This window comes from Pseudomonas onubensis (assembly GCF_965653655.1).
In the GTDB taxonomy this organism is placed as follows: Bacteria; Pseudomonadota; Gammaproteobacteria; order Pseudomonadales; family Pseudomonadaceae; genus Aquipseudomonas.
This window is the reverse complement of sequence record NZ_CBFHAZ010000113.1, coordinates 1-20,466: the sequence shown is the minus strand read 5'-3', so window position 1 is coordinate 20,466 and position 20,466 is coordinate 1. Positions and strand designations below refer to the sequence as shown.

The following is a 20,466-nucleotide window of genomic DNA, read 5'->3' as shown; positions in this document are numbered from 1 at the left end:
GATCTTGATTTTGATCTGAGGCGCCCCGTTAACCACGATGGCCGAACGCAGGCTTGAATCCGTGGGTAACCCGGCAGGACGCCGGGTTAGCCGCGCTGGGCCAAGGATGGCCCATCGCGGCGGCCCACGGATTCAAGCCGGAGTGAGGGCACACCGAGCCTTAGCGAGGTGCCAAGTGGTGGGGCGCAGACCTTTTGGTTACTTTTGGGGCGTTTGCCAAAAGTGACCCGCTGTAAGAGCGGAACCATAGGCGGCCGTTACCCAGATAACGGATATACACACCCCCCAGCAGATCACGCCTGATGCAAATACCAACGCCAATCCTGCTCCCCCACCTCACCCATAAACTGCCGATACTCCGCACGTTTCACCGCCAAATAAACGCCGAGGAATTCACTGCCAAACGCATCCCGCGCCCAACTTGACCCCTCCAGCGCACGCAAGGTGGTAAGCCAGTCAGTGGGCAGCAGCTCCTCGGCCTGGGCGTACCCGTTGCCCTCCACCGGCGCCCCAGGGTCACGCTGTTCGCGAATACCTCGGTGAATACCCGCCAGGATGGCAGCGGCAGCCAGGTAAGGATTGGCATCGGCCCCGCAAATCCGGTGTTCGATATGCCGCGAATGAGCCGGCCCGCCCGGCACGCGCAGGCTGACGGTACGGTTATCCACGCCCCAAGTAGCCGCCAGCGGCGCATAACTGTTGGTCTGGAAACGCCGATAAGAGTTGGCATTCGGGCAAAACATCAGCAGCGAATCGAGCAAGGTGCTGAGCATGCCGCCCACGGCCTGGCGCAGCAGCGGCGTGCCATCGGCCGCCTCACTGGCGAACAGGTTATTGCCCTGGGCATCCGCCAGGCTCACATGCATGTGCATGCCGGTGCCCGCCAGGTCATCGAACGGCTTGGCCATAAAGCAGGCCGTCATCCCATGCTTATGCGCCACGCCCTTGACCAGGCGCTTATAGCGCACCGCTTCGTCCATAGCCTGCAGAGCATCGGCGCGATGTTCCAGGGTGATTTCCACCTGGCCCGGCGCGTACTCGGAAATCGCCGTGCGCGCCGGAATGCCTTGCAGCTTGCAAGCGCTGTAGAGGTCGGCCAGGAACGGCTCGATCTGCTCCAGCTCACGCAGGCCGTATACCTGGGTCGAGCGTGGGCGATTACCGTCAACATCCCGCGCCGGTTGCGGGCGGCCGTTGCTGTCGGGTTTGTGGTCGAGCAGGTAAAACTCCAATTCCGCCGCCATCACCGGGTAATAACCGTCGGCCTTGAGGCCGTCGATCACCTTGGCCAGCACATGCCGAGGGTCCGCCACGGTGGCGGGCAGGCCTTCGGTGGGGTGCATGCTGACTTGCACTGCGGCTGTCGGGATCAGGCGCCACGGCATGCGCTGCAAGCTGCCGCTGACCGGGTAGGCGCGGCAGTCGATATCGCCGACTTCCCACACCAGCCCGGAGTTTTCCACGTCGTCGCCGTTAATCGTCAGGCCCAAAATGGTGCTGGGCAACGGGCGACCACTTTCATACACCGCCAGCAGTTCGTCGCGGTGCAGCAACTTGCCGCGCGGTACGCCATTGTTGTCGAGGATAAACAGCTCGAACATTTCGATGTCCGGGTGCTGCTCAAGAAAAGACTGGGCTTCTTGCAGGCTGGCAAAAACACTCATGGGAACTCTCATACGTTTGCGTCAGGCAGGCGCAGGCGCGCCGCCGGGCAGATGCGCACAGGTGCGCGTCATCCATGGGGCAGATCAACGTAGGAGAAAGGTATCTGGTGGGCGCGCGTGTCGGCAGTGGAACAGCGCCCAAAAGGCCAGCGCGGACGGCAGTGTCGCGAGGTGAGTGTCGGGAGAGCCGTCCATGCGAAATTCACAGTGAGGTAGATGCCCGGCAGCGTCACACGCGCGCAAAGGTTGTTCAATTGCGGGTTGACGGAGTTTGGTTGCAGCCTGGCTAAACAATTGCCATCCCCGCGTTTAGCTGGAAATAATGGCGACCCGAGCATGCCCAAGGATTCGACCGCATGAAAGCGCCCCTGGCCTTCTGTTTACTGGCAAGCGTGACCAGCCACGCCCTGGCCGACTCACGCCTGGACGAGGTGCTGCAAAACGGCACCCTCAGCGTCTGCACCACCGGCGACTATAAGCCCTACACCGCGTTGCGTGCCGATGGGCGCTACGAAGGCATTGATATCGCCATGGCGGAGTCCCTGGCCAAGAGCCTCAACGCCAACATCAAGTGGGTGCCCACCACCTGGAAAACCCTGATGCCGGACTTCCTCGCCCAGCGCTGCGACATCGCGGTGGGCGGTATTTCGGTGTCGTTGGAGCGCCAGAAAAAAGCCTTCTTCAGCCAGCCTCTCGGCGTGGACGGCAAGATCCCGCTGGTGCGCTGCGCCGATGTGCAGCGTTACCAGAGCGTCGAGCAGATCAACCAGCCGCAGGTGCGCGTGATCGAGCCGGCGGGCGGCACCAACGAGGTGTTTGCCCGCGCCCACCTGGCCAAAGCGCAGATTCGCCTGCATGACAACGTGACGATTTTCGACGAACTGCTGGCGGGCAAGGCCGACGTGATGATCACCGACGCCAGCGAAGCGCGCTACCAGCAAAAACAGAAGCCTGGGCTGTGTGCGGTCAACCCCGAGCGGCAGATGCAATACAGCGAAAAAGCCTTTTTGCTGCCCCGCGACGATGTGGCGTGGAAAAGTTATGTCGACCAGTGGCTGCACTTGAGCATGGCCACCGGGGTGTATGACGGCATCGTCAATCAGTGGCTGGCGGCGCCCTGAGCAGGAGCCGTCTACGCTGTGCTCACATCAACAATAAAGAGGGATCGGTAATGAAGGGATTGCTCCGACTCACCTGCCTGCTGCTGTTGGGTTTCAGCCAGGTGCACGCGGCCACTCAGGATGAGGACGCCCAGGCCGCCAAGGCGTTGCTGGAAAAGGCTGTGACTTACTTCCAAAGCAACGGCGACAAAGCCTTCGCCGCGTTCAGTCGCCAGGGCGAGTTTATCGACCATGACCGCTATGTGTTCGTGGTCGATACCCAGGGTGTGCTATTGGCCAGCGGCGGCCCGTCCTCAGCGTTGATCGGCCGTGATGTGTCCGAGGTGCTCGGGCCAGACCTGCAAGCCTCGTTCAAACAGGCACTGACCGTGCCCGAAGGCCAAGGCATTCAACAAGCCGACTACCGCTGGCAGAACTGGAACGACGGCAAGGTTGAGCACAAGCATGTGTTTTATCAACGCGTGGGTGAGCGCATTCTCGCGGTGGGTTATTACTTGCCACGGGCCACGCCGGAGCAGGCCCGGGCGCTGCGCAACAAGGCAGTGAATGCGCTGATCAAAGATGAAGCCGGCACGCTCAAATCGATTAATTCATTGCAGGGCGGCTTTTTGCAGGATGATTTGTATGTGTTTGTGGTCGACCTGAATACCGGGCGCTATGTGGCGCATGGCACTAACTTGCGACTGGTCAATACCGACTTTCGCAAGATCAAAGACCCGGATGGCAAGCCAGTGGGTGAGCCGATCCTGAAGTTGATGGCCGAGCAGGATCAGGGGGAATACAAGTACCGCTGGAAGAACCCGGTGACCGACAAGGTTGAAAACAAGCATGCGTACGTGCGCAAGGCCGGGCATTTCATGGTGGCGGTTGGGTACTACAGCCCCTGAGTTGAATTGGAACACAATCCATTGTGGGAGCGGGCTTGCTCGCGAATGCGGCGTGTCAGTCACAGATGTTTCAACTGAATTACCGCATTCGCGAGCAAGACCGCTCCCACATTTGGATTGCTGTTGTGTCAGTTATTTCGCTTTGTCTTCACGGCCACGCAGCACACGATTGGGCATCGCAATCGCCGCCGCCAACCCCAGCAACGACACCGCCGCACTGACCATCAGCAAATGCCGGAATGTCACCGCCAGTTCCCCGCGCAAGGCATCCTGCGCTGGCCCCGGCGCGGCGTTCAGGCCGTCGAGCAACACGTTGCCGGAACTGCCTTCAGCCCCCAGCGCACCGCTGGCCAAATGCGCAAAGCTTGAATCCTGCAACAACGCCAGCAACAGCGCCGACATGCACGCCACACCGACCGCCCCGCCCAACGAGCGGAACAGGTTAGTGGTGCTGGTAGCCACGCCAATGTCGCGCTGCTCCACCGAGTTCTGTGTGCCCACCAGGGACGTCGGAAACTGCATCCCCGCCGCAATCCCGCACAGCAGCATAAACACCGCCGTGAGTTCTACTGCCTGCGGCGCGCTGTAGGCCATGCCGAGAATCGCCAGCGGGCTCAAGAACGCGCCGGTCAGAATCATCGGTTTATAACGCCCGGTCACCGAGGTCATGCGCCCGGCAAAATAGGCGCCCATCGGCAAGCCCATGGCCAACGGCAGCAAATGCAAGGCGGCGCTGTCGGCACCCGAGCCGGTCACCGTCTGATAACGCAACGGCATCAACACCGTCAGGGAAATCGCCTGGAAGCTGGTGAAGAAAATCGTGCACCAGCACAGCACCGCGCTGCGGTTGGCGAACAGGTGCATCGGCAACAACGGCTCGCGCGCCCGGCGTTCGTGCCACACGAACACCGTCAAGGCCACCAACGCGCAGGCCAACAGCCCCAGCACTTGCTCGTCACGCCAATGATGGCCCTGGCCGATTTCGGTGATGCCCAGCAGCAAGGCAGTCAGGCCGATGATCATCAGCACGGTGCCGAGGTAATCGATAATCGGCTTGCGCTGCGGCACCGGCAGGCCCACCAGTGTGCGGTGCGCCACGTACCAGGCGCCGGCGCCCAGCGGCAGGTTGATCAAAAACACCCAGCGCCACGACAGGTACTCGGTCATGTACCCGCCCAGCACCGGCCCGGCCACACTGGCCACCGCGTACATGCTACTGAAATAGCCCTGGTAACGCCCACGCTCACGGGGCGGGATGATGTCGCCGATGATCGCCTGGCTCACCGAGATCATCCCGCCGGCGCCGATGCCCTGCAGAATCCGCGCCAGCACCAACTGCTCCATGCTTTGCGCCATGCCGCAGAACAGCGAGGCCAGGGTGAACACGCCCATGCCGATCAACATCATCGGTCGACGCCCGTACAGGTCGCCGAGCTTGCCGTAGATCGGCACGGCCACGGTCATCGCCACCATATAGCCGGAGATCACCCAGGCCAGCAGGTTTACATCGTGAAACTGCGCGGAAATGGCCGGCATCGACACGGCGACAATGGTCTGGTCCAGGGCGCCCAGGAAAATCGCCAGCATCAAGGCGGCGAGCACACTGCGAACGGCAGGAACGGGTGGAGCGGGTTGGTTGACGCTGGTCACGGCAGAACCTTCGAGCAAGGCCCGCAGGCAAGGAAGGAAGGGCCTGCGGGAATGCTGGATACGATAGCAGGCTACTCGATAGCTTCGTAAGGAAGCCCGACGTAATTTTCTGCGATGGTTTTGCGCCCCGCCTGCGAGTGAATGAAATACTCCAGCTCGCTCTGCGCAATGCGCTGGCTGAAGCCGTCGGCTTGCGGGAACTGGTGCAACATCGAGGTCATCCACCAGGAAAACCGCTCGGCCTTCCACACCCGGCGCAGGCAGATGGCCGAGTATTTTTCCAGCAGGTCCACGCGGCCCTCGCGGTACACCTTGAGCATGATCCGAAACAAGGTGCTCACATCACTGGCCGCCAGGTTCAAGCCTTTGGCGCCGGTGGGCGGCACGATATGCGCGGCGTCACCCAACAGGAACAGGCGCCCGTACTGCATGGGTTCGACCACAAAGCTGCGCAGCGGCGCGATGCTTTTTTCGATTGAAGGCCCGGTGACCAGTTGCTCAGCCAACCGGCTGGGCAGGCGGGTTTTCAACTCGGCCCAGAAACGCTCATCCGACCAATCATCCAGAGGCTCATCGACCGGCACCTGCAGGTAATAGCGGCTGCGGGTCGGCGAGCGCATGCTGCACAACGCAAAGCCACGTGAATGTTTGGCATACACCAGCTCGTCATGCACCGGCGGCGTATCGGCGAGGATGCCAAGCCAGCCGAACGGATAGACACGCTCGAACACCTGCAACGACTGCGTCGGAATCGACTGGCGCGCCACGCCGTGGAAACCATCGCACCCGGCGATGTAGTCGCAGTCCAGGCGAAATTGTTCGCCGTCATGTTCAAAGGTCAGCCAGGGTCGATCAGTTTTAAGGTCATGGGGCTGCACGTCGCGCGCTTCGTACAGGGTCACAGCGCCGGCAGCCTCGCGGGCGGCCATCAGGTCGCGGGTGACTTCGGTCTGGCCGTAGATCATCACCGACTGGCCGCCGGTCAAGCCCTTGAGGTCGATATGGGTCAGTTGGCCATCGAGCGCCAACTCAAAGCCGTCGTGTACCAGGCCTTCGGCGTCCATGCGTCGGCTCACGCCCGCCTCGCGCAGCAGGTCGACCATGCCTTGCTCCAGCACCCCGGCGCGGATGCGGCCTTGCACGTAGTCGGCGCTCTGGCGCTCTAGAATCAGGGTTTGGATACCGGCGTTGTGCAGCAGTTGACCGAGCAGCAATCCGGAGGGACCGGCGCCAATAATGGCGACTTGGGTTTTCAGCGTTTTCATTATTTTTATGGCCCGCAAGCTCCACCCGAACGGATCAGGTGAAAGAGTTGTCATTCATCTTGTTGCTGATCATTTTTCACTTGAGTGACCGCCATAAGAAGGTGAAAACTGAGACAAAGCCTGCGCTTTTTGCCAATTGGGGCGATTACCGCACCACTATCCTGAGTATCGGATTGAAACCATGACCAAAACTGCCAGTCCCGCGATTCCGGTCTTCAAGCTTTACGGAGAAAGCCAGCAATGGCCGACCCCGGATTTGTTGCACTGTGAAACCATTTCCCGACGGAGCCGGGAATACCAGTGGGAAATCCAACCCCACCGGCACGCGGATCTGTGCCAATTGCTGTACGTACACAGAGGCCAGGCGCAACTGGAAATCGAAGGACAGCGCACCACGCTCAGCGAAGCCACCTTGCAGGTGCTGCCGCCGTTGTGCGTACACGGGTTTCGGTTTTCTGAAGATGTGGAAGGTTTTATCGTGACGCTGGCCGCGCCGCTGGTCAGCCATTTGCAGACACAGCTGGGCGCGACGGTGGACGGTTTGCAAGCTCTGGGCAATTACCCGGCCGGCAAGGACAGCGACTACCTCAACAGCCTGTTTGCCCGCCTGCAGGATGAGTACGCCGATGAACAACCGGCCCGCGACATGATGATGCACGCCCTGGTCAGCGTGCTGCTGGTGTGGATCAGCCGCCAGGCGATCCAGCGCCGCCATCCGCGTGCGCCGCGTGGGCGTGAATATTTTCGGCGCTTCACGCAGTTGGTCGAGCAGCATTACCGCGAACACCCGAAGATTGAAGACCTGGCCCACAAGCTGGGCATCTCGGTCTCACACCTGAACGGTACGTGTCGGGAATTGGGTGGGCAGCCTGCCTTGCAGATCATGCATGACCGCCAGTTGCTGGAAGCCAAGCGCCTGTTGACCTATACCAGCATGACCATCAATGAGATGTCGGAGGTGTTGGGGTTTTCCGACCCGACCAACTTCTCCCGGCTGTTCCGCCGCCGGGTGGGGTTTTCGCCTAAAGCGTTTCGCGAGCAACTGAAGGCCGATTGATGCGGGACGCGGAGCGTCCTGGGCTGCATTCCCACGCAGAGCGTGGGAACGATCATCCCACGCAGAGCGTTGGAACGATCATCCCAAGCGGAGCGTGGGAACGATCATCTGAGCGCGCTGAAACTGCCTGTACGCGGAACACATAGGTCCTGATGGCAACTGATCGCGAAGGTCGGCTGCATGCGGGTCTGTTCAACCCGGTAGGCGGCCGTGCCGTACAGCGCGGTGGCCAGCGCGGACAGGATGAAAATCATCAGGTACTTTCTAATTTTTAGGGTCATGGCACACCTCTCAATAGATCGACTCGGTGCTGTTTAAAGCATAGGTCAGTCAGGGCGAGTTGCCATTATTGGGCGTCATTCAACATCTTTATGTCGGCTTTACAGACCGATATCCCACACCGGTTCTTCCGGGAACCGCACCACCAGAAAATCCAGCAGGCTGCGCAGCGCCAACGGCATGTGTTTGCGCGAGGCATACACGGCGTAGACATTCATTTGCTGTGGCTCGGCTTCGGGCAGCAGCCGGACCAATTCGCCACTGCGGATGTAATCCCCCGCCTGATAACTGGGCAAACGCGCCACCCCGGCGCCCGCCAGCGTTACCCGCAACAGCGTGGTGGCCTCGTTGGCGGTGATATTGCCCTGCACCGCCACCGACACTGGCTCGCCGTTCTCGGTGAAATGCCACAGGCTTTTGCCGAAGTAAGAATGCGTCAGGCAGTTGTGCTCCGCCAAGTCGTGGACTTGCCGGGGCTGCGGATGCTCCAGCAGGTACGCCGGTGACGCGCAGATCACCGAACGGCACAGCGTGAGCTTGCGCGCGATCAGGTTGGGGTCCAGCTCGAAGCTGGTGCGGATGGCCAGATCGATGCGCTCATCCACCAGGTTCACTGTGCGGTCGAGCATCTGCAGGTCGATGCTGACCAACGGGAAGCGCTTGACGTATTCGGCCACGGCGTCCGCCAGTTGCGCCTGGCCGAAAGAGCTGCTGACACTCAGGCGCAACTGGCCGCGTGGCGCTTCATCCGGCTCACTGACGGCCGCCTGCATGTCACTGCACAGCTCGAGCATTTGCCGGCAGCGCGGCAGCGTTTCACTGCCGGCGGCAGTGAGGCTGAGCTTGCGCGTGGTGCGATGCATCAAGCGCGCACCGACCCAGTCCTCAAGTTCGGCCAGATAGCGCGAAACCACCGGCCGCGACAGGTCCAACTGATCGGCCGCAGCGGACTGGCTGCCCAGGTCAACCACCGTGACAAACACCCGCATTGCTTGAAGACGATCCATGATTTGCACGCTTTTAGAAACAAACTATGTCCAAGCATCGCATTTTTTGTTGCGTTTGGTGCAACTAAGCTCTGTGCATCACTTACCTGCTGCTGGAGCTGCACATGATCTCGGTACTTAAACGATTGGCCCTGGCTTCGGCCGCCCTGGCGTTCGCTGCCCATGCTGCGGCTGCAGACCTGAAGCTGGACGCCTACAACCCTGGCACCTCGGCCATGATGCCGGTCAGTTCGGTGCTGGTCAGCGGTGAAAAAGACCTCATCCTGGTCAACGCCCAGTTCGGCAAGACCCAAGCCGAGCAACTGGTGCAGAAAATCCGCAGCAGCGGCAAACACCTCACCACCATCTACGTCAGCGACGGCGACCCGGACTTCTACTTCGGCCTCGACACCCTGACCGCCGCGTTCCCCGACGCCAAAGTGCTGGCCACCCAGCCGGTGGTGGACCATATCAAGGCCACCGTCGAGCAAAAAATCGCGTTCTGGAGCCCGAAACTCGGCGCTGACAAGCCAAGCAAAGCCATCATCCCGCAAGTGTTGCAGGGCCATACCCTGACACTGGAAGGCAAAAGCCTGGAAGTGATCGGCCTGGACGGTCCGCAGCCGGAGCGCACCTTTGTGTGGATCCCGTCGATCAAGGCCGTCATCGGTGGCGTCGTGGTGTTTGAAAACACCCACGTGTGGATGGCCGACACGCAAACCGCCAAATCCCACACCGATTGGCTGGCCACCTTGCAACGTATCCAGGACCTGAAACCGGCCACCGTTATCCCGGGCCACTACCTGGGCACACCGACCGTGCAGTCCGTGGCCTTTACCGCCGACTACATCAAGGCCTTCGATATCGAGACCGCCAAGGCCAAGGACTCGGCTGCGCTGATCGCGGCGATGAAAAAGCGTTACCCGAACCTTGAAGACGAAAGCAGCCTGGAACTGGGTGCCAAAGTCGCCAAGGGCGAAATGAAGTGGTGATTGGTTTTAAACCCTAACGTACTGGAGAACGTCATGAGCAAGATTGCAATCATTGGTGCCACCGGCCGTGCCGGTAGCCAACTGCTGGAAGAAGCACTGCGTCGTGGGCATACCGTTACTGCCATTGCGCGTAATACCGACACGCTGGCTGCACGCCCAGGCCTTAGCGTAAAAAAAGTCGACGCCCTTGATGCGGCTGCCTTGCAGCAAGCGGTAAGCGGCAACGACGTGGTGATCAGTGCGGCGCACTTCGCCACCCTGCCCGCCAGCGCCGTGATCGGCCCGGTGAAAAAAGCCGGCGTAAAACGCCTGCTGGTGGTAGGCGGTGCGGGTTCGTTGTTGTCGCCAGGTGGCGCTCGCGTGATCGACAGCGAGGGTTTCCCGGCTGAATACAAAGCCGAAGCCAGCGCCGGTGCTGAGTTTCTCGACGTGCTGCGTCAGGAAAAAGAACTGGATTGGACTTTCCTGTCGCCGTCAGCGGAGTTTGTTGAAACCGAGCGCACCGGCAAATTCCGTCTGGGCCAGGACGATCTACTGGTGAGCGCCGAAGGCCGTAGCTGGATCAGTTTTGCTGACTTTGCCATTGCGCTGATCGACGAAGTGGAAACACCGAAGCACTCGCGCCAACGCTTCACCGTCGGTTACTGACCCGGCGCGATCAAAACTGTGGGAGCGGGCTTGCTCGCGAATGCGGTGGTTCAGTTAGAACATCTCTGCCTGATACACCGCATTCGCGAGCAAGCCCGCTCCCACATTTGATCTTCAGTGTGTGGGCTGGTGTGCCTCGCTCACCAGCCAGGCCATCAACGCTTGCAGCCCAGCCGAAGGCTCAGTCCCCGGCGGGTACACCAGGTAATAACCCATCCCGGTCGGCACCCGCAGTTCAAACGGCGTGGCCAGCCGTCCGGCTTTAACATCCTCGCCAATCAGCGCACTGTCGCCAATCGCCACGCCCGAGCCTTGGGACGCTACCGTCATGGCCAGGTCCAGCGTCTCGAAATGATGCCCCTGGGCCAGGTTGCTCAATCGCGTATTCGCCGCCTTTAACCACAACGCCCAATCCCGCTCGTCCCGCGTGGGGTGCAGCAGCACCTGTTGCTGCAAGTCTGCTGGTGTGTGCAAACCGCCGAGTAACGCCGGTGCGCAGACGGGCGTGAGTTGCTCGTCAAACAGGTGCCGTGCCTCAGCCGACTGCTCGGCGATGGGCGCGTAAATTACCGCCGCGTCAAATTGCTCTCGGCGAAAGTCCACGGTGTAGGCCACGGTAGTGGTCAGCTCTACCGGCACCTCCGGGCGTTCCTTTTGCCATTGCATCAGGCGCGGCAGCAGCCAGCGCATCACACAGGTGGAGGCCTTGAGTTGCAGGGTGGCGCGGCGGCTGCCGATCTGCTCCACCGCGTCACCGATCAGGCCGAATACTTGCTGGGCACGCAACGACCATTCACGGCCTTCTTCGGTCAGGCTCAAGCCCCGCGCCTGGCGCTGGAACAGGGCGTAACCCAGATGGCTTTCCAGCCCCGCGATCTGACGGCTCACCGCGCCTTGGGTGATGTGCAGTTGCTCGGCGGCGCGGGTGAAGTTGCAGCACTGGGCGGTGACCCAAAACGTGTGCAGCGCAGGCAGTGGTGGAAGGCGTTTCATCGGGGCAAGCCATGACGTGGGGACATGGCTAGTATGACTTTTTATCGATTGTTGCCGCTACGGGCCAGCCGCTCCAATAGCGCCTCGAATCAATAACAAGAGCGACATGTATGGCGACCTGCGGCGAAGTATTGGTCAACCTCCTGGAAAGCTACGGCGTGGACCAGGTGTTCGGCATTCCCGGCGTACACACCGTTGAACTGTATCGCGGCCTGGCGCGTTCCAGCATTCGCCATGTCACCCCGCGCCACGAACAGGGCGCCGGTTTTATGGCCGACGGCTATGCACGCACCCGCGGCAAACCCGGCGTGTGCTTCATCATCACCGGCCCGGGCATGACCAATATCACCACCGCCATGGGCCAGGCCTACGCTGACTCGATCCCCATGCTGGTGATTTCCAGCGTGCAGTCGCGCAGCCAGTTGGGTGGCGGGCGCGGCAAATTGCATGAGCTACCGAACCAGAGCGCAATGATCGCCGGCGTGGCGGCGTTCTCCCATACCTTGATGTCGGCGGCAGAGTTGCCTGGCGTGCTGGCGCGGGCGTTTGCGGTGTTCCAGGCCGGGCGACCACGCCCGGTGCATATCGAGATCCCGCTGGATGTGCTGGTGGAGAACGCCGATGCATTGCTGACCAGCTTGCCGGTCAGCGTCGCCCGCGCAGGCGCAGCGCCGTCGGCGGTCAAGCAGATGAGCCAGTTGCTCGCCTCGGCCAAACGGCCGCTGATCCTGGCCGGTGGCGGTGCCATCGATGCCGCGCCAGAGCTGACGCGCCTGGCTGAAACCCTTGGCGCGCCGGTCGCGCTGACCATTAATGCCAAAGGCCTGTTGCCATCGACGCACCCGCTGCTGATCGGCTCGACGCAAACCCTGCTCGCCACCCGTGCGCTGGTCGCTGAAGCCGACGTGGTGCTGGCCATCGGCACCGAGCTTGCGGAAACCGACTACGACGTGACCTTCGCCGGCGGCTTCGAGATCCCCGGCGCACTGCTGCGTATCGACATCGACCCCGACCAGACGGTGCGCAACTACCCGCCGCACGTGGCACTGGTGGCCGATGCGCAAATAGCCGCCGAAGCCTTGCTGGGCGAATTGGATAAAACCCCATTGCTGGCCCGCAACGGCGATTGGGGTGCTGAACGAGTCGCGCGTTTGTGGGCCGAACTGGCGCCCACCTGGGACACGGCCACCCGCGCACAAACCCTGTTCCTCAACACCGTGCTGCAAGCGCTGCCCAACGCTGTGCTGGTGGGTGACTCCACCCAGCCGGTGTACAGCGGCAACCTGACCCTGAACCTTGACCACCCACGCCGCTGGTTCAATTCGTCCACCGGCTACGGCACCTTGGGCTACGCCCTGCCCGCCGCCATCGGTGCCTGGCTGGGTCGAGGTGACGGCCAGCCGGTGGTGTGCCTGATCGGCGACGGCGGCCTGCAATTTTCCCTGCCGGAACTGGCCAGCGCGGTAGAGGCGCAGGTGCCGGTGATTGTGTTGCTGTGGAATAACCAGGGCTATGAAGAGATCAAGAAATACATGCTCAACCGCGCCATCGAACCGGTTGGTGTGGACATCTACACCCCGGACTTTATCGGCGTAGCCAAGGCCTTGGGTTGCGCCGCAGAACGTATCCAGGGCATCGAGCCTTTGCGCAGCGCGTTGCGCACCGCCGCGGATCGCCAGGGGCCGACACTGATTGAAATCGACCAAGGGCTGTGGATGCGGGAGGTGGCCGTATGAACGCAGTCTTGAACGGTGTGTTTATCAATGGCCAATGGCAAGCGGGCCATGCGCTGCTGGAGGTGATTAACCCGGCCACCGAAGCGACATTGGCCCACGTCAGCGTGGGCGATGCCTCAGCAGTGCAGCTGGCGGTTGATGCAGCCAGCGCGGCTTTTGTCGATTGGTCAAAAAGCAGCGGCCGTGATCGCGGCGCCCTGTTGCGCAAGGTCGCCCAAGGTGTGAGCGAGCAACGTGAACCGCTGATGCAGTTGCAGTCGAGCAACAACGGCAAGCCGCTGTTTGAAGCCGGTATTGATGTGGATGACGTGATCGCCACCTTCGAATACTACGCTGGCCTCTGCGACGCGATGGACGCAGGACAAGACAGCCCGGTGGCATTGCCCAGCGACGATTTCAGCGCACGCCTGCGCCGCGAACCATGCGGCGTGGTGGGCTTGATCGTGCCGTGGAATTTCCCGATGGTGACCACCGCCTGGAAGCTCGCCCCTGCATTGGCGGCCGGTTGCTGCGTGGTGCTTAAGCCGTCGGAAGTCACGCCCCTGGCAGAGTTGCAATTGGCGCGGATTATTGCCGAAGCCGGCTTCCCTGCGGGTGTGTTCAACCTGGTGTGTGGCACCGGCCTTGCGGTCGGTGCGCCGCTGGCGGCGGACCGTCGCGTGGCGAAAATCTCCTTCACCGGCAGCAATGCGGTGGGCGTGCAGGTGATGCAGCGCGCCGCCGAAACCATCAAGGGTGTGAGCCTGGAGCTGGGCGGCAAATCTTCATTGCTGGTGTTGGCCGATGCCGACCTCGACCTGGCGGTGGAGCTGGCCTGTGGCGGTGGGTTTTTCAACGCGGGGCAGATCTGTTCGGCCACCAGTCGCGTGTTGGTGGCCGACAACCTGGCAGATGAATTCCTGCTGCGTTTGCAGGCACGGGCTGAAGCGATTCGCGTGGCGGACCCGTTTGCCGAGGATGTGGAGATGGGCGCGCTGATCAACCGTGCGCAATATCAGCGGGTGCTGGGGCATATCCAGCGCGGCATCGATGAGGGCGCGCGGCTGTTGTGTGGCGGCGCCCGCCCGGCGAACCTGGAAAAAGGGTTTTTCATTCGCCCAACGGTGTTTACCGACGTGCCGTTGGGCAGCGCCTTGTGGAATGAAGAGATCTTCGGCCCGGTGCTGTGTGTACGGCGCTTTGCCACTGAAGCCGAGGCCATCACCCTGGCCAACGACAGCGATTTCGGCCTGGTCGCCAGTGTGGTGAGCGCCAATGTCGAAACCGCTGAACGCGTGGCGAATGCCTTGCAGGCGGGCCTGGTGTGGATCAACGCACCGCAGGTGATCTTCCCGCAAACGGCGTGGGGCGGTTACAAGCAGAGCAGTATCGGCCGAGAGCTTGGGCCGTGGGGGTTGGCGGCGTTTCAGGAGATCAAGCATGTGATTCGCGCTCTGTAACGCAGTAGGTCCCCTGTGGGAGCGGGCTTGCTCGCGAATGCGATTAATCAGTTAGAACATCTTTGACGGACACACCGCTTTCGCGAGCAAGCCCGCTCCCACATTTTGTTTTGCGGTGCGCCTGCTATTCGCAATTTTTAGATAGCCCCAGCGACTTTCTGATTTGCCCCGTTGCCCCGCCCATGGCCTGATTCGCCCTTGTTCACTCAAGGCCCACCCATGGAAAACGTTCAGGCAAAACCCGCCACCGCCGTGTGGCTGATGATCAGCGTTGTGCTGGTCGCGCTTAACCTGCGCCCGTCAATGGCCGCCGTCGGCCCACTGCTGTCGTCGATTCGCGGTGATGTGCCATTGAGTTTCAGCAGCGCGGCCTTGCTGACCATGCTGCCGGTCATGGCCATGGGCCTGGCGATGTTTTTTGGCATGGGCCTGGCCAAGCGGCTTGGCGAGCACCGCAGCATTGTGGTGTCGCTGGTGGTGATCGGTCTGGCCACGCTGTCGCGGTTGTTTGTGGATTCGGCGCTGGAGCTGATCGTCAGCGCAATGGCGGCCGGTGTGGGTATCGCGCTGATCCAGGCGTTGATGCCGGCGCTGATCAAGTCGCGCTTCAGTGACAATGTTTCGCTGTTCATGGGCCTGTACGTCACCGCAATCATGGGCGGCGCAGCGCTGGCGGCGTCGTTCGCGCCATTCGTGCAAGTGCAGACCGGCAGCTGGCGCATCGGCCTGGCGACCTGGTCGGTACTGGCATTGATTGCCCTGGTGTGCTGGTACGCCCAGCGCGCGGCGCTGCCACCATTGTCCCAAGCCGGGCCGGGTAAACAGGCGTCGTTTTTCGGCAACCGCCGCGCCTGGTTGCTGGCGGTCTTTTTTGGCCTGGGTACGGCGTCCTACACCTGTGTGCTGGCGTGGTTGGCGCCGTACTACGTGGAGCAAGGCTGGAGCGAACAGAACGCCGGTTTGTTGCTGGGTTTTCTGACCGCGATGGAAGTGATCTCCGGCCTGATTACCCCGGCCATCGCCAACCGTCGCCAGGATAAACGCGGGGTGGTCGCCGTGTTGCTGGTGTTGATCATCTTTGGCTTCTGCGGCCTCATTCTCAGCCCGCAACATCTCAGCCTGCTGTGGCCGTGCCTGCTTGGCCTGGGCATCGGCGGCCTGTTCCCGATGAGCCTGATCCTGTCCCTCGACCACCTGGACAACCCGCGCCGTGCCGGCGGCCTGACCGCCTTTGTGCAAGGCATCGGCTACCTGATTGCTGGCCTGTCGCCACTTATCGCCGGGATGATCCGCGATCAACTCGGCAGCTTCGAATGGGCCTGGTGGTCACTGACCGGCGTGATTGTGCTGATGCTGGTGATCGTTACACGCTTCAATCCAAAGCATTACAGCCGACATATTCAGTAACGTCGTGTTGCCAACATTTTATGTCCCACACCAAACATAGAAACGTCCTACAGTGCTTTCTATTGGCACGACCGCTCCGTTAAGCTTTTGCCAGTCTTGTACTGAGTTCGGTACAAAGGGTTTACGGACGAAACCGATGCTAAACAGTAACTTGCTCAGAAAGCTCGATATGCAGGACTTGATGGTGTTTATTGCCGTCTATGACCAGAGCAGCGTTACCGAGGTGTCCGAGACGCTGTTCGTCAGTCAGTCAACCGTGAGCTACAGCCTGAAGAAGCTGCGCACCAGTTTTGAGGATGAGCTGTTTATCAACACGCGGGCCGGCATGCGCCCGACGTACAAGGCCACCACCATGTACAAACACGTGCAGAAGATCCTTGAAAGCATCAACCTGTGCCATGCCGGCAGCCAGGCCTTCGACCCGACGCAGAAGGCAGTGACCTTCAACGTCTGTGCCCCGGAATACTTCGAGCAACTGATTTTGCCGCGCCTGTTGAAGAACTTCGATCGGGCCGACTTGCCGGTGATCGTCAATGTGCAAAAACTCGAAACCGAGCTGCCCGCCGCCGACCTGCGCGAAGGCCGCCTCGACCTGGTGATTTGTTTCGGCCCGCACTTTCACCGTGCCTACAAAGACTTCAAGACCCAGATGCTGCTGGAAGACGACTTGGTGTGTGTGTTCGATAAACGTTCGAGCCCGCGCGAACCGGCTTTTAGCCTGCAATCGTTTGTCGAACGCCGCCACGTGTTTCCCACGCCCTGGACCTCCGACACCAACATGATCGACGGCTGGCTTGCACGCCAGGCCCACAAGCGCCAGGTGATTGCCCGTGCCAACAGCTACAGTGCCGCCTTGAAGATGGTCAGCGGCACCGACTTTATCGTCACCCTGCCCCGCCGTGTGCAAAAGCTGCTGGCACCGGCCAGCGTGTTCGGCCATTGCGAAGCGCCGAACGGGTTGCCGGGGTTTACCCTGGACATGCAGTGGAATGAAACCAGCGGCCAGGACAGCGCCAATACCTGGCTTCGTGAGCAGATCGTCAAGGTGTGCGCCGATCAGGGCTTGTTGTAACCCTCAGCCAATAGCGACTTTGCTGTAGGAGTCACGATCCATGTCCAGCAACTGGACACTGAGTTGAACCTGCAGATCAGCCGGCCACTCAGCGGCGTCCTGCAGGGCCGCCAACAAGCTTTCCGACAACTGCTGTTTGACTTGCGGTGAGCGCCCGCTGAGCAGCGACAGCTTCACCGCAATAAAACCACGCGGGCTGAGCGAAGTACCCACCTGGAAACTTTCGACCTTGATTGCGCGGCTCTTGATATCGAATTCGGAACCGAACTGCCCGGACGCCATCAGCACGTTGTTCAGGCGCAGCAGAGTTTTCTCGACGGCGAGGCCAGTCAGGTTGGCGGTATATTCCAGGTGCAGGTGCGGCATGAAAAGCTCCGAGTGGGCTTGAAAAGAAACCTACATATAGCATGCAGTTAAACGAAGTCAGACCGATTTCAATGTGAAACTTCGGTCAGCCCTCGCAACGAACGACTTTCCCAGCAGGCCACGATCACCAGCACCGCCGTGGTCAACGCCCCCAGCGCCAGCGCCGAAAACATCTGTTGCAACCCCAGCGGCAACAGCACCAGCAACATCAGTAAACCGCCAAGGTGCGAGAACGGTGGCAGCGGTCGGTCACTCATCACCCACTTGAACATCGCACTGCCCAGCAAAAACAAAAACGGCCCGGCAATAATCGCCACGATGCCCGCTTGGCTGGCGTGCCCCGGATGCACCAGCACCAATTCGTCGGCCACCGCGCTGACGATGATCCCGGCGACGATCAGCACGTGCAGGTAGGTGTAGGCGATCCGCGCCTGGCGGCCAGGGTCGGCGGAGCTGGCAATCCGGTGATGGGCGCGCTCGGCGCCGCTGTCGAAATAGATCCACCACAGCGCAATGCTGCCCACCACGGCCACCAGGAAAGCCCCCAGGCCTTCGACGCTCCAGGGCAACTCGGCGAACGTGGCACCGGTCACCAGCAAGGATTCACCGAGGGCGATAATCACAAACAGCCCGCAACGCTCGGCCATGTGGTTGCCTTCGACATTCCAGTCCGCCAGGGTCGAGCGCCCAAGCCCTGGCACCCAGAAATACACCGACGGCGATATCAGCTCTATCAGCAGCGCCAACGCCCAGAAGGCCAGGCGCTGCTCGCCTTCGACCAACGCGCCACTGATCCAGAACACCCCGGAACACAGCATCCATGCGAGGATCCGCTGAAAGTTGCGGGTCATGTTCAGCGACTCGCCGCGCACGGCCCACAACGCGAACAGCGTGCGGCCCACCTGCATAAAGACGTAGGCACCGGCGAACAACAGGCCGCGATCGGTGAAGGCTTTGGGGATTGATGAGGACAGCAACAGGCCGGCCACCATCAAGCCGAACAGGCCGATACGGATGGGGATTTTTTCCGGGTCGAGCCAGTTGGTGATCCATGAGGTGAAGATCCACACCCACCACACCGCGACCATCATCAGCGCCACCTGCACGGCGCCGCCGAGGGTCAGGTGGGCCAGCAGCGAGTGGGACAACTGGGTCACGGCGAACACGAACACCAGGTCGAAGAACAGCTCGACCATCCCCACCTTGCCGCTGTCATGACTGCCGCGCCCACGCAGCAAAGAACGGGATAACGTCATCGGTGGATCTCCCTGAAGGCTTATCTCAAGATTTTTCTGCGAGTACCGGCAGCCTGTCGCGTTCACTCATGAACGCCTCCAAGCGTGAACGCATCCAGCGTTCGGCAGGGTCCGTGTCGACGTGGCTGAGCCAGACCATGGACAGGTCCAGGGTTGGGGTTTCGAACGGGAACGGCTCACAGAACAGGTTGCCGCCGGCGGCCATGGCATGGGCGGTGTAATCCGGCAGGCTGGCGATCATGTCGGTGCCGGCGAGCAGCGCCGGCAATGCACTGTATTGGGGTACAGACAGCACCACATGCCGTTTGCGACCAATCTCGGCCAACCACTCATCGGCAAACCCGGACACGTTGGCGGTGTGAGACACCAGCACATGGGGACGGGCGCAATATTCGTCGAGGGTCAGCGGTGTAGCCGAGGCATCGGCACGCAACAGGCAGGGGCGGATATGCCGCAACAACTTGCGCTTGGCATTGGCCGGCAGGCCGCGGGTCTGGGTGATGCCCACGGTGATATCGCCGGAAGCCAGCAGGTCGGGGATACGCCAGTAATCGACGTGCTGCACCACGAACACCACCAACGGCGCTTCCTGGCGCAAGGCCCGCAACAGCGGCGGCAGCAAGCCGAACTCGACGTCATCGGACAAGCCGATGCGGAAGGTCATGGTGCTTTGGGTTGGGTCGAAATCGTGGGTCAGGCTCAAGGCTGACGACAACGAATCGAGGGCCGGCGATAGATGCTGGATGATCTCCTCGGCCCGCGCGGTGGGCTCCATGCGGTGGCCGACGCGAATAAACAGCGGGTCGTTGAACAAGGTGCGCAAGCGGTTGAGGGCCGAACTGATGGTCGGCTGGCCGAGAAACAGTTTCTCTGCCACTCGCGTTACATTGCGCTCGAGCATCAGTGCTTCGAAAACCACCATCAGGTTGATGTCGGCCTTGCGTAGTTCATTACGATTCATCGGCGCCTGCCCCTTTCCCCAAGACAAGCCGCAGTTTAGAAAGCCCGGCGGGCTGCGTCTATGTGAACACTGTTCATCCGGCGCCTTTGGTACTATAAATCAGCGCTTGAGGGTCAAAGGATCGCTATCGTGCTGGTCATTATTGGCTTAGCCATAGCGTGGGTTTTCCTATCGCCGTGCAGGTGCCTTGACCGGTTATTTTTCAGCAAGGAGTGCCTGTCTTGAAATTCGCCTACACCATCATCTATGTGCCTGACGTTGCCGCGTCACTGGCATTCTTTGAAACAGCCTTCGGTTTCAGTCGCCGTTTTTTGCATGAGTCCGGCACTTATGGCGAGTTGGAAACGGGTGACACCACGCTGTCGTTCGCCGCGCATGAGTTGGGCGAACTGAACTTCGACGGCGGGCACGTCGAGGCGCACGCCTCCCGAAAGCCGCTGGGGATGGAGGTGGGGTTTGTCACTGAGGATGTATTCGTCGCCCATGCCAAGGCTCTGCTGCACGGTGCGAAGGAGCTGTCGCCACCCAGCACCAAGCCCTGGGGGCAAGTGGTGTCGTATGTGCGTTGCCCGGATGGCACGCTGGTGGAACTCTGTACGCCGATCGTGGGCTGAACACAGATCTTATGTGGGAGCGGGCTTGCTCGCGAATACGGTGTATCAGTCAACACTTCAGTGGCTGACACAC

Annotated in this window: 19 protein-coding genes; 10 read left to right on the top strand and 9 right to left on the bottom strand. The window is 61.1% G+C overall.

Translation table 11 applies throughout. From position 1 onward, the window contains the following. Nucleotides 1-293: 293 nt before the first annotated feature. On the bottom strand, nt 294-1,664 hold the full coding sequence (locus tag ACTD9P_RS25495; RefSeq protein WP_438869859.1) for a glutamine synthetase family protein: 1,371 nt from the start codon (nt 1,662-1,664) through the stop codon (nt 294-296). Nucleotides 1,665-2,020: 356 nt separating this feature from the next. Here ACTD9P_RS25495 and ACTD9P_RS25490 point away from each other — a divergent pair, with 356 nt between their 5' ends. Together ACTD9P_RS25490 and ACTD9P_RS25485 are read left to right on the top strand one after the other, a co-directional pair. Next, a complete protein-coding gene (locus tag ACTD9P_RS25490; RefSeq protein WP_438869858.1) occupies nt 2,021-2,785 on the top strand; it encodes a transporter substrate-binding domain-containing protein in 765 nt (254 codons plus the stop codon). Between the two features lie 50 nt (nt 2,786-2,835). After that, nucleotides 2,836-3,672 (top strand): cache domain-containing protein, encoded by an 837-nt coding sequence (locus ACTD9P_RS25485; RefSeq protein WP_438869857.1) that lies wholly within the window; start codon nt 2,836-2,838, stop codon nt 3,670-3,672. A 132-nt stretch (nt 3,673-3,804) separates the two neighbouring features. Here the strand turns inward: ACTD9P_RS25485 and ACTD9P_RS25480 are convergent, their stop codons facing one another. Together ACTD9P_RS25480 and pobA are read right to left on the bottom strand one after the other, a co-directional pair. Beyond that, nucleotides 3,805-5,322, bottom strand: coding sequence for an MDR family MFS transporter (locus ACTD9P_RS25480; protein ID WP_438869856.1), 1,518 nt, complete (start codon nt 5,320-5,322; stop codon nt 3,805-3,807). Nucleotides 5,323-5,393: 71 nt separating this feature from the next. Next, the gene (gene pobA / locus ACTD9P_RS25475) at nt 5,394-6,578 is read right to left on the bottom strand and encodes a 4-hydroxybenzoate 3-monooxygenase (RefSeq protein ID WP_438869860.1); all 1,185 of its coding nucleotides are present in this window, start codon (nt 6,576-6,578) and stop codon (nt 5,394-5,396) included. Between the two features lie 190 nt (nt 6,579-6,768). Between pobA and ACTD9P_RS25470 the strand changes: the two genes are divergently transcribed. Beyond that, on the top strand, nt 6,769-7,644 hold the full coding sequence (locus tag ACTD9P_RS25470; protein WP_438869855.1) for a helix-turn-helix domain-containing protein: 876 nt from the start codon (nt 6,769-6,771) through the stop codon (nt 7,642-7,644). A gap of 104 nt (nt 7,645-7,748) precedes the next feature. Here ACTD9P_RS25470 and ACTD9P_RS25465 read toward each other — a convergent pair whose 3' ends face one another. Further along, nucleotides 7,749-7,925 (bottom strand): hypothetical protein, encoded by a 177-nt coding sequence (locus tag ACTD9P_RS25465; protein WP_167353682.1) that lies wholly within the window; start codon nt 7,923-7,925, stop codon nt 7,749-7,751. Between the two features lie 99 nt (nt 7,926-8,024). Further along, nucleotides 8,025-8,930 carry a LysR family transcriptional regulator gene (locus ACTD9P_RS25460; protein WP_438869854.1) on the bottom strand — a complete coding sequence of 302 codons (906 nt, stop codon included), beginning with the start codon at nt 8,928-8,930 and terminating at the stop codon, nt 8,025-8,027. 104 nt (nt 8,931-9,034) lie between these two features. On the opposite strand from ACTD9P_RS25460, the gene ACTD9P_RS25455 reads away from it, so the two are divergent. Both ACTD9P_RS25455 and ACTD9P_RS25450 read left to right on the top strand, forming a co-directional pair. Continuing rightward, nucleotides 9,035-9,901 carry an MBL fold metallo-hydrolase gene (locus ACTD9P_RS25455; RefSeq protein WP_438869852.1) on the top strand — a complete coding sequence of 289 codons (867 nt, stop codon included), beginning with the start codon at nt 9,035-9,037 and terminating at the stop codon, nt 9,899-9,901. A gap of 33 nt (nt 9,902-9,934) precedes the next feature. Next, entirely contained in the window at nt 9,935-10,549 is a 615-nt protein-coding gene (locus tag ACTD9P_RS25450; RefSeq protein WP_438869851.1) for an NAD(P)-dependent oxidoreductase, read from the top strand. A gap of 114 nt (nt 10,550-10,663) precedes the next feature. Here the strand turns inward: ACTD9P_RS25450 and ACTD9P_RS25445 are convergent, their stop codons facing one another. Next, nucleotides 10,664-11,542 carry a LysR substrate-binding domain-containing protein gene (locus tag ACTD9P_RS25445; protein WP_138816269.1) on the bottom strand — a complete coding sequence of 293 codons (879 nt, stop codon included), beginning with the start codon at nt 11,540-11,542 and terminating at the stop codon, nt 10,664-10,666. Nucleotides 11,543-11,652: 110 nt separating this feature from the next. Between ACTD9P_RS25445 and ACTD9P_RS25440 the strand changes: the two genes are divergently transcribed. From ACTD9P_RS25440 to ACTD9P_RS25425, 4 genes are all read left to right on the top strand, one after another. Continuing rightward, on the top strand, nt 11,653-13,278 hold the full coding sequence (locus tag ACTD9P_RS25440) for a 5-guanidino-2-oxopentanoate decarboxylase (RefSeq protein WP_438869850.1): 1,626 nt from the start codon (nt 11,653-11,655) through the stop codon (nt 13,276-13,278). Beyond that, on the top strand, nt 13,275-14,717 hold the full coding sequence (locus ACTD9P_RS25435; protein ID WP_438869849.1) for an aldehyde dehydrogenase family protein: 1,443 nt from the start codon (nt 13,275-13,277) through the stop codon (nt 14,715-14,717). Before ACTD9P_RS25440 ends, ACTD9P_RS25435 begins: the two co-directional genes overlap by 4 nt. Nucleotides 14,718-14,936: 219 nt before the next feature. Further along, nucleotides 14,937-16,124: a cyanate transporter gene (locus ACTD9P_RS25430; RefSeq protein ID WP_438869848.1), complete on the top strand. Its 1,188-nt coding sequence runs from the start codon at nt 14,937-14,939 to the stop codon at nt 16,122-16,124. A 136-nt stretch (nt 16,125-16,260) separates the two neighbouring features. Further along, nucleotides 16,261-17,196: a LysR family transcriptional regulator gene (locus ACTD9P_RS25425; RefSeq protein WP_438869847.1), complete on the top strand. Its 936-nt coding sequence runs from the start codon at nt 16,261-16,263 to the stop codon at nt 17,194-17,196. 3 nt (nt 17,197-17,199) lie between these two features. On the opposite strand, the gene ACTD9P_RS25420 is transcribed toward ACTD9P_RS25425, so the two are convergent. The 3 genes from ACTD9P_RS25420 to ACTD9P_RS25410 all read right to left on the bottom strand — a co-directional run bounded on the left by ACTD9P_RS25420 (nt 17,200) and on the right by ACTD9P_RS25410 (nt 19,779). Further along, the gene (locus ACTD9P_RS25420; protein ID WP_056857332.1) at nt 17,200-17,562 is read right to left on the bottom strand and encodes a 5-carboxymethyl-2-hydroxymuconate Delta-isomerase; all 363 of its coding nucleotides are present in this window, start codon (nt 17,560-17,562) and stop codon (nt 17,200-17,202) included. A 68-nt stretch (nt 17,563-17,630) separates the two neighbouring features. Then, nucleotides 17,631-18,818, bottom strand: a complete 1,188-nt coding sequence (locus ACTD9P_RS25415) for a low temperature requirement protein A (protein ID WP_438869846.1) — start codon at nt 18,816-18,818, stop codon at nt 17,631-17,633. 25 nt (nt 18,819-18,843) lie between these two features. After that, nucleotides 18,844-19,779, bottom strand: a complete 936-nt coding sequence (locus ACTD9P_RS25410; RefSeq protein WP_200430607.1) for a LysR substrate-binding domain-containing protein — start codon at nt 19,777-19,779, stop codon at nt 18,844-18,846. 221 nt (nt 19,780-20,000) lie between these two features. On the opposite strand from ACTD9P_RS25410, the gene ACTD9P_RS25405 reads away from it, so the two are divergent. Next, nucleotides 20,001-20,393 carry a VOC family protein gene (locus ACTD9P_RS25405; RefSeq protein WP_200430609.1) on the top strand — a complete coding sequence of 131 codons (393 nt, stop codon included), beginning with the start codon at nt 20,001-20,003 and terminating at the stop codon, nt 20,391-20,393. Nucleotides 20,394-20,466: the final 73 nt, after the last annotated feature.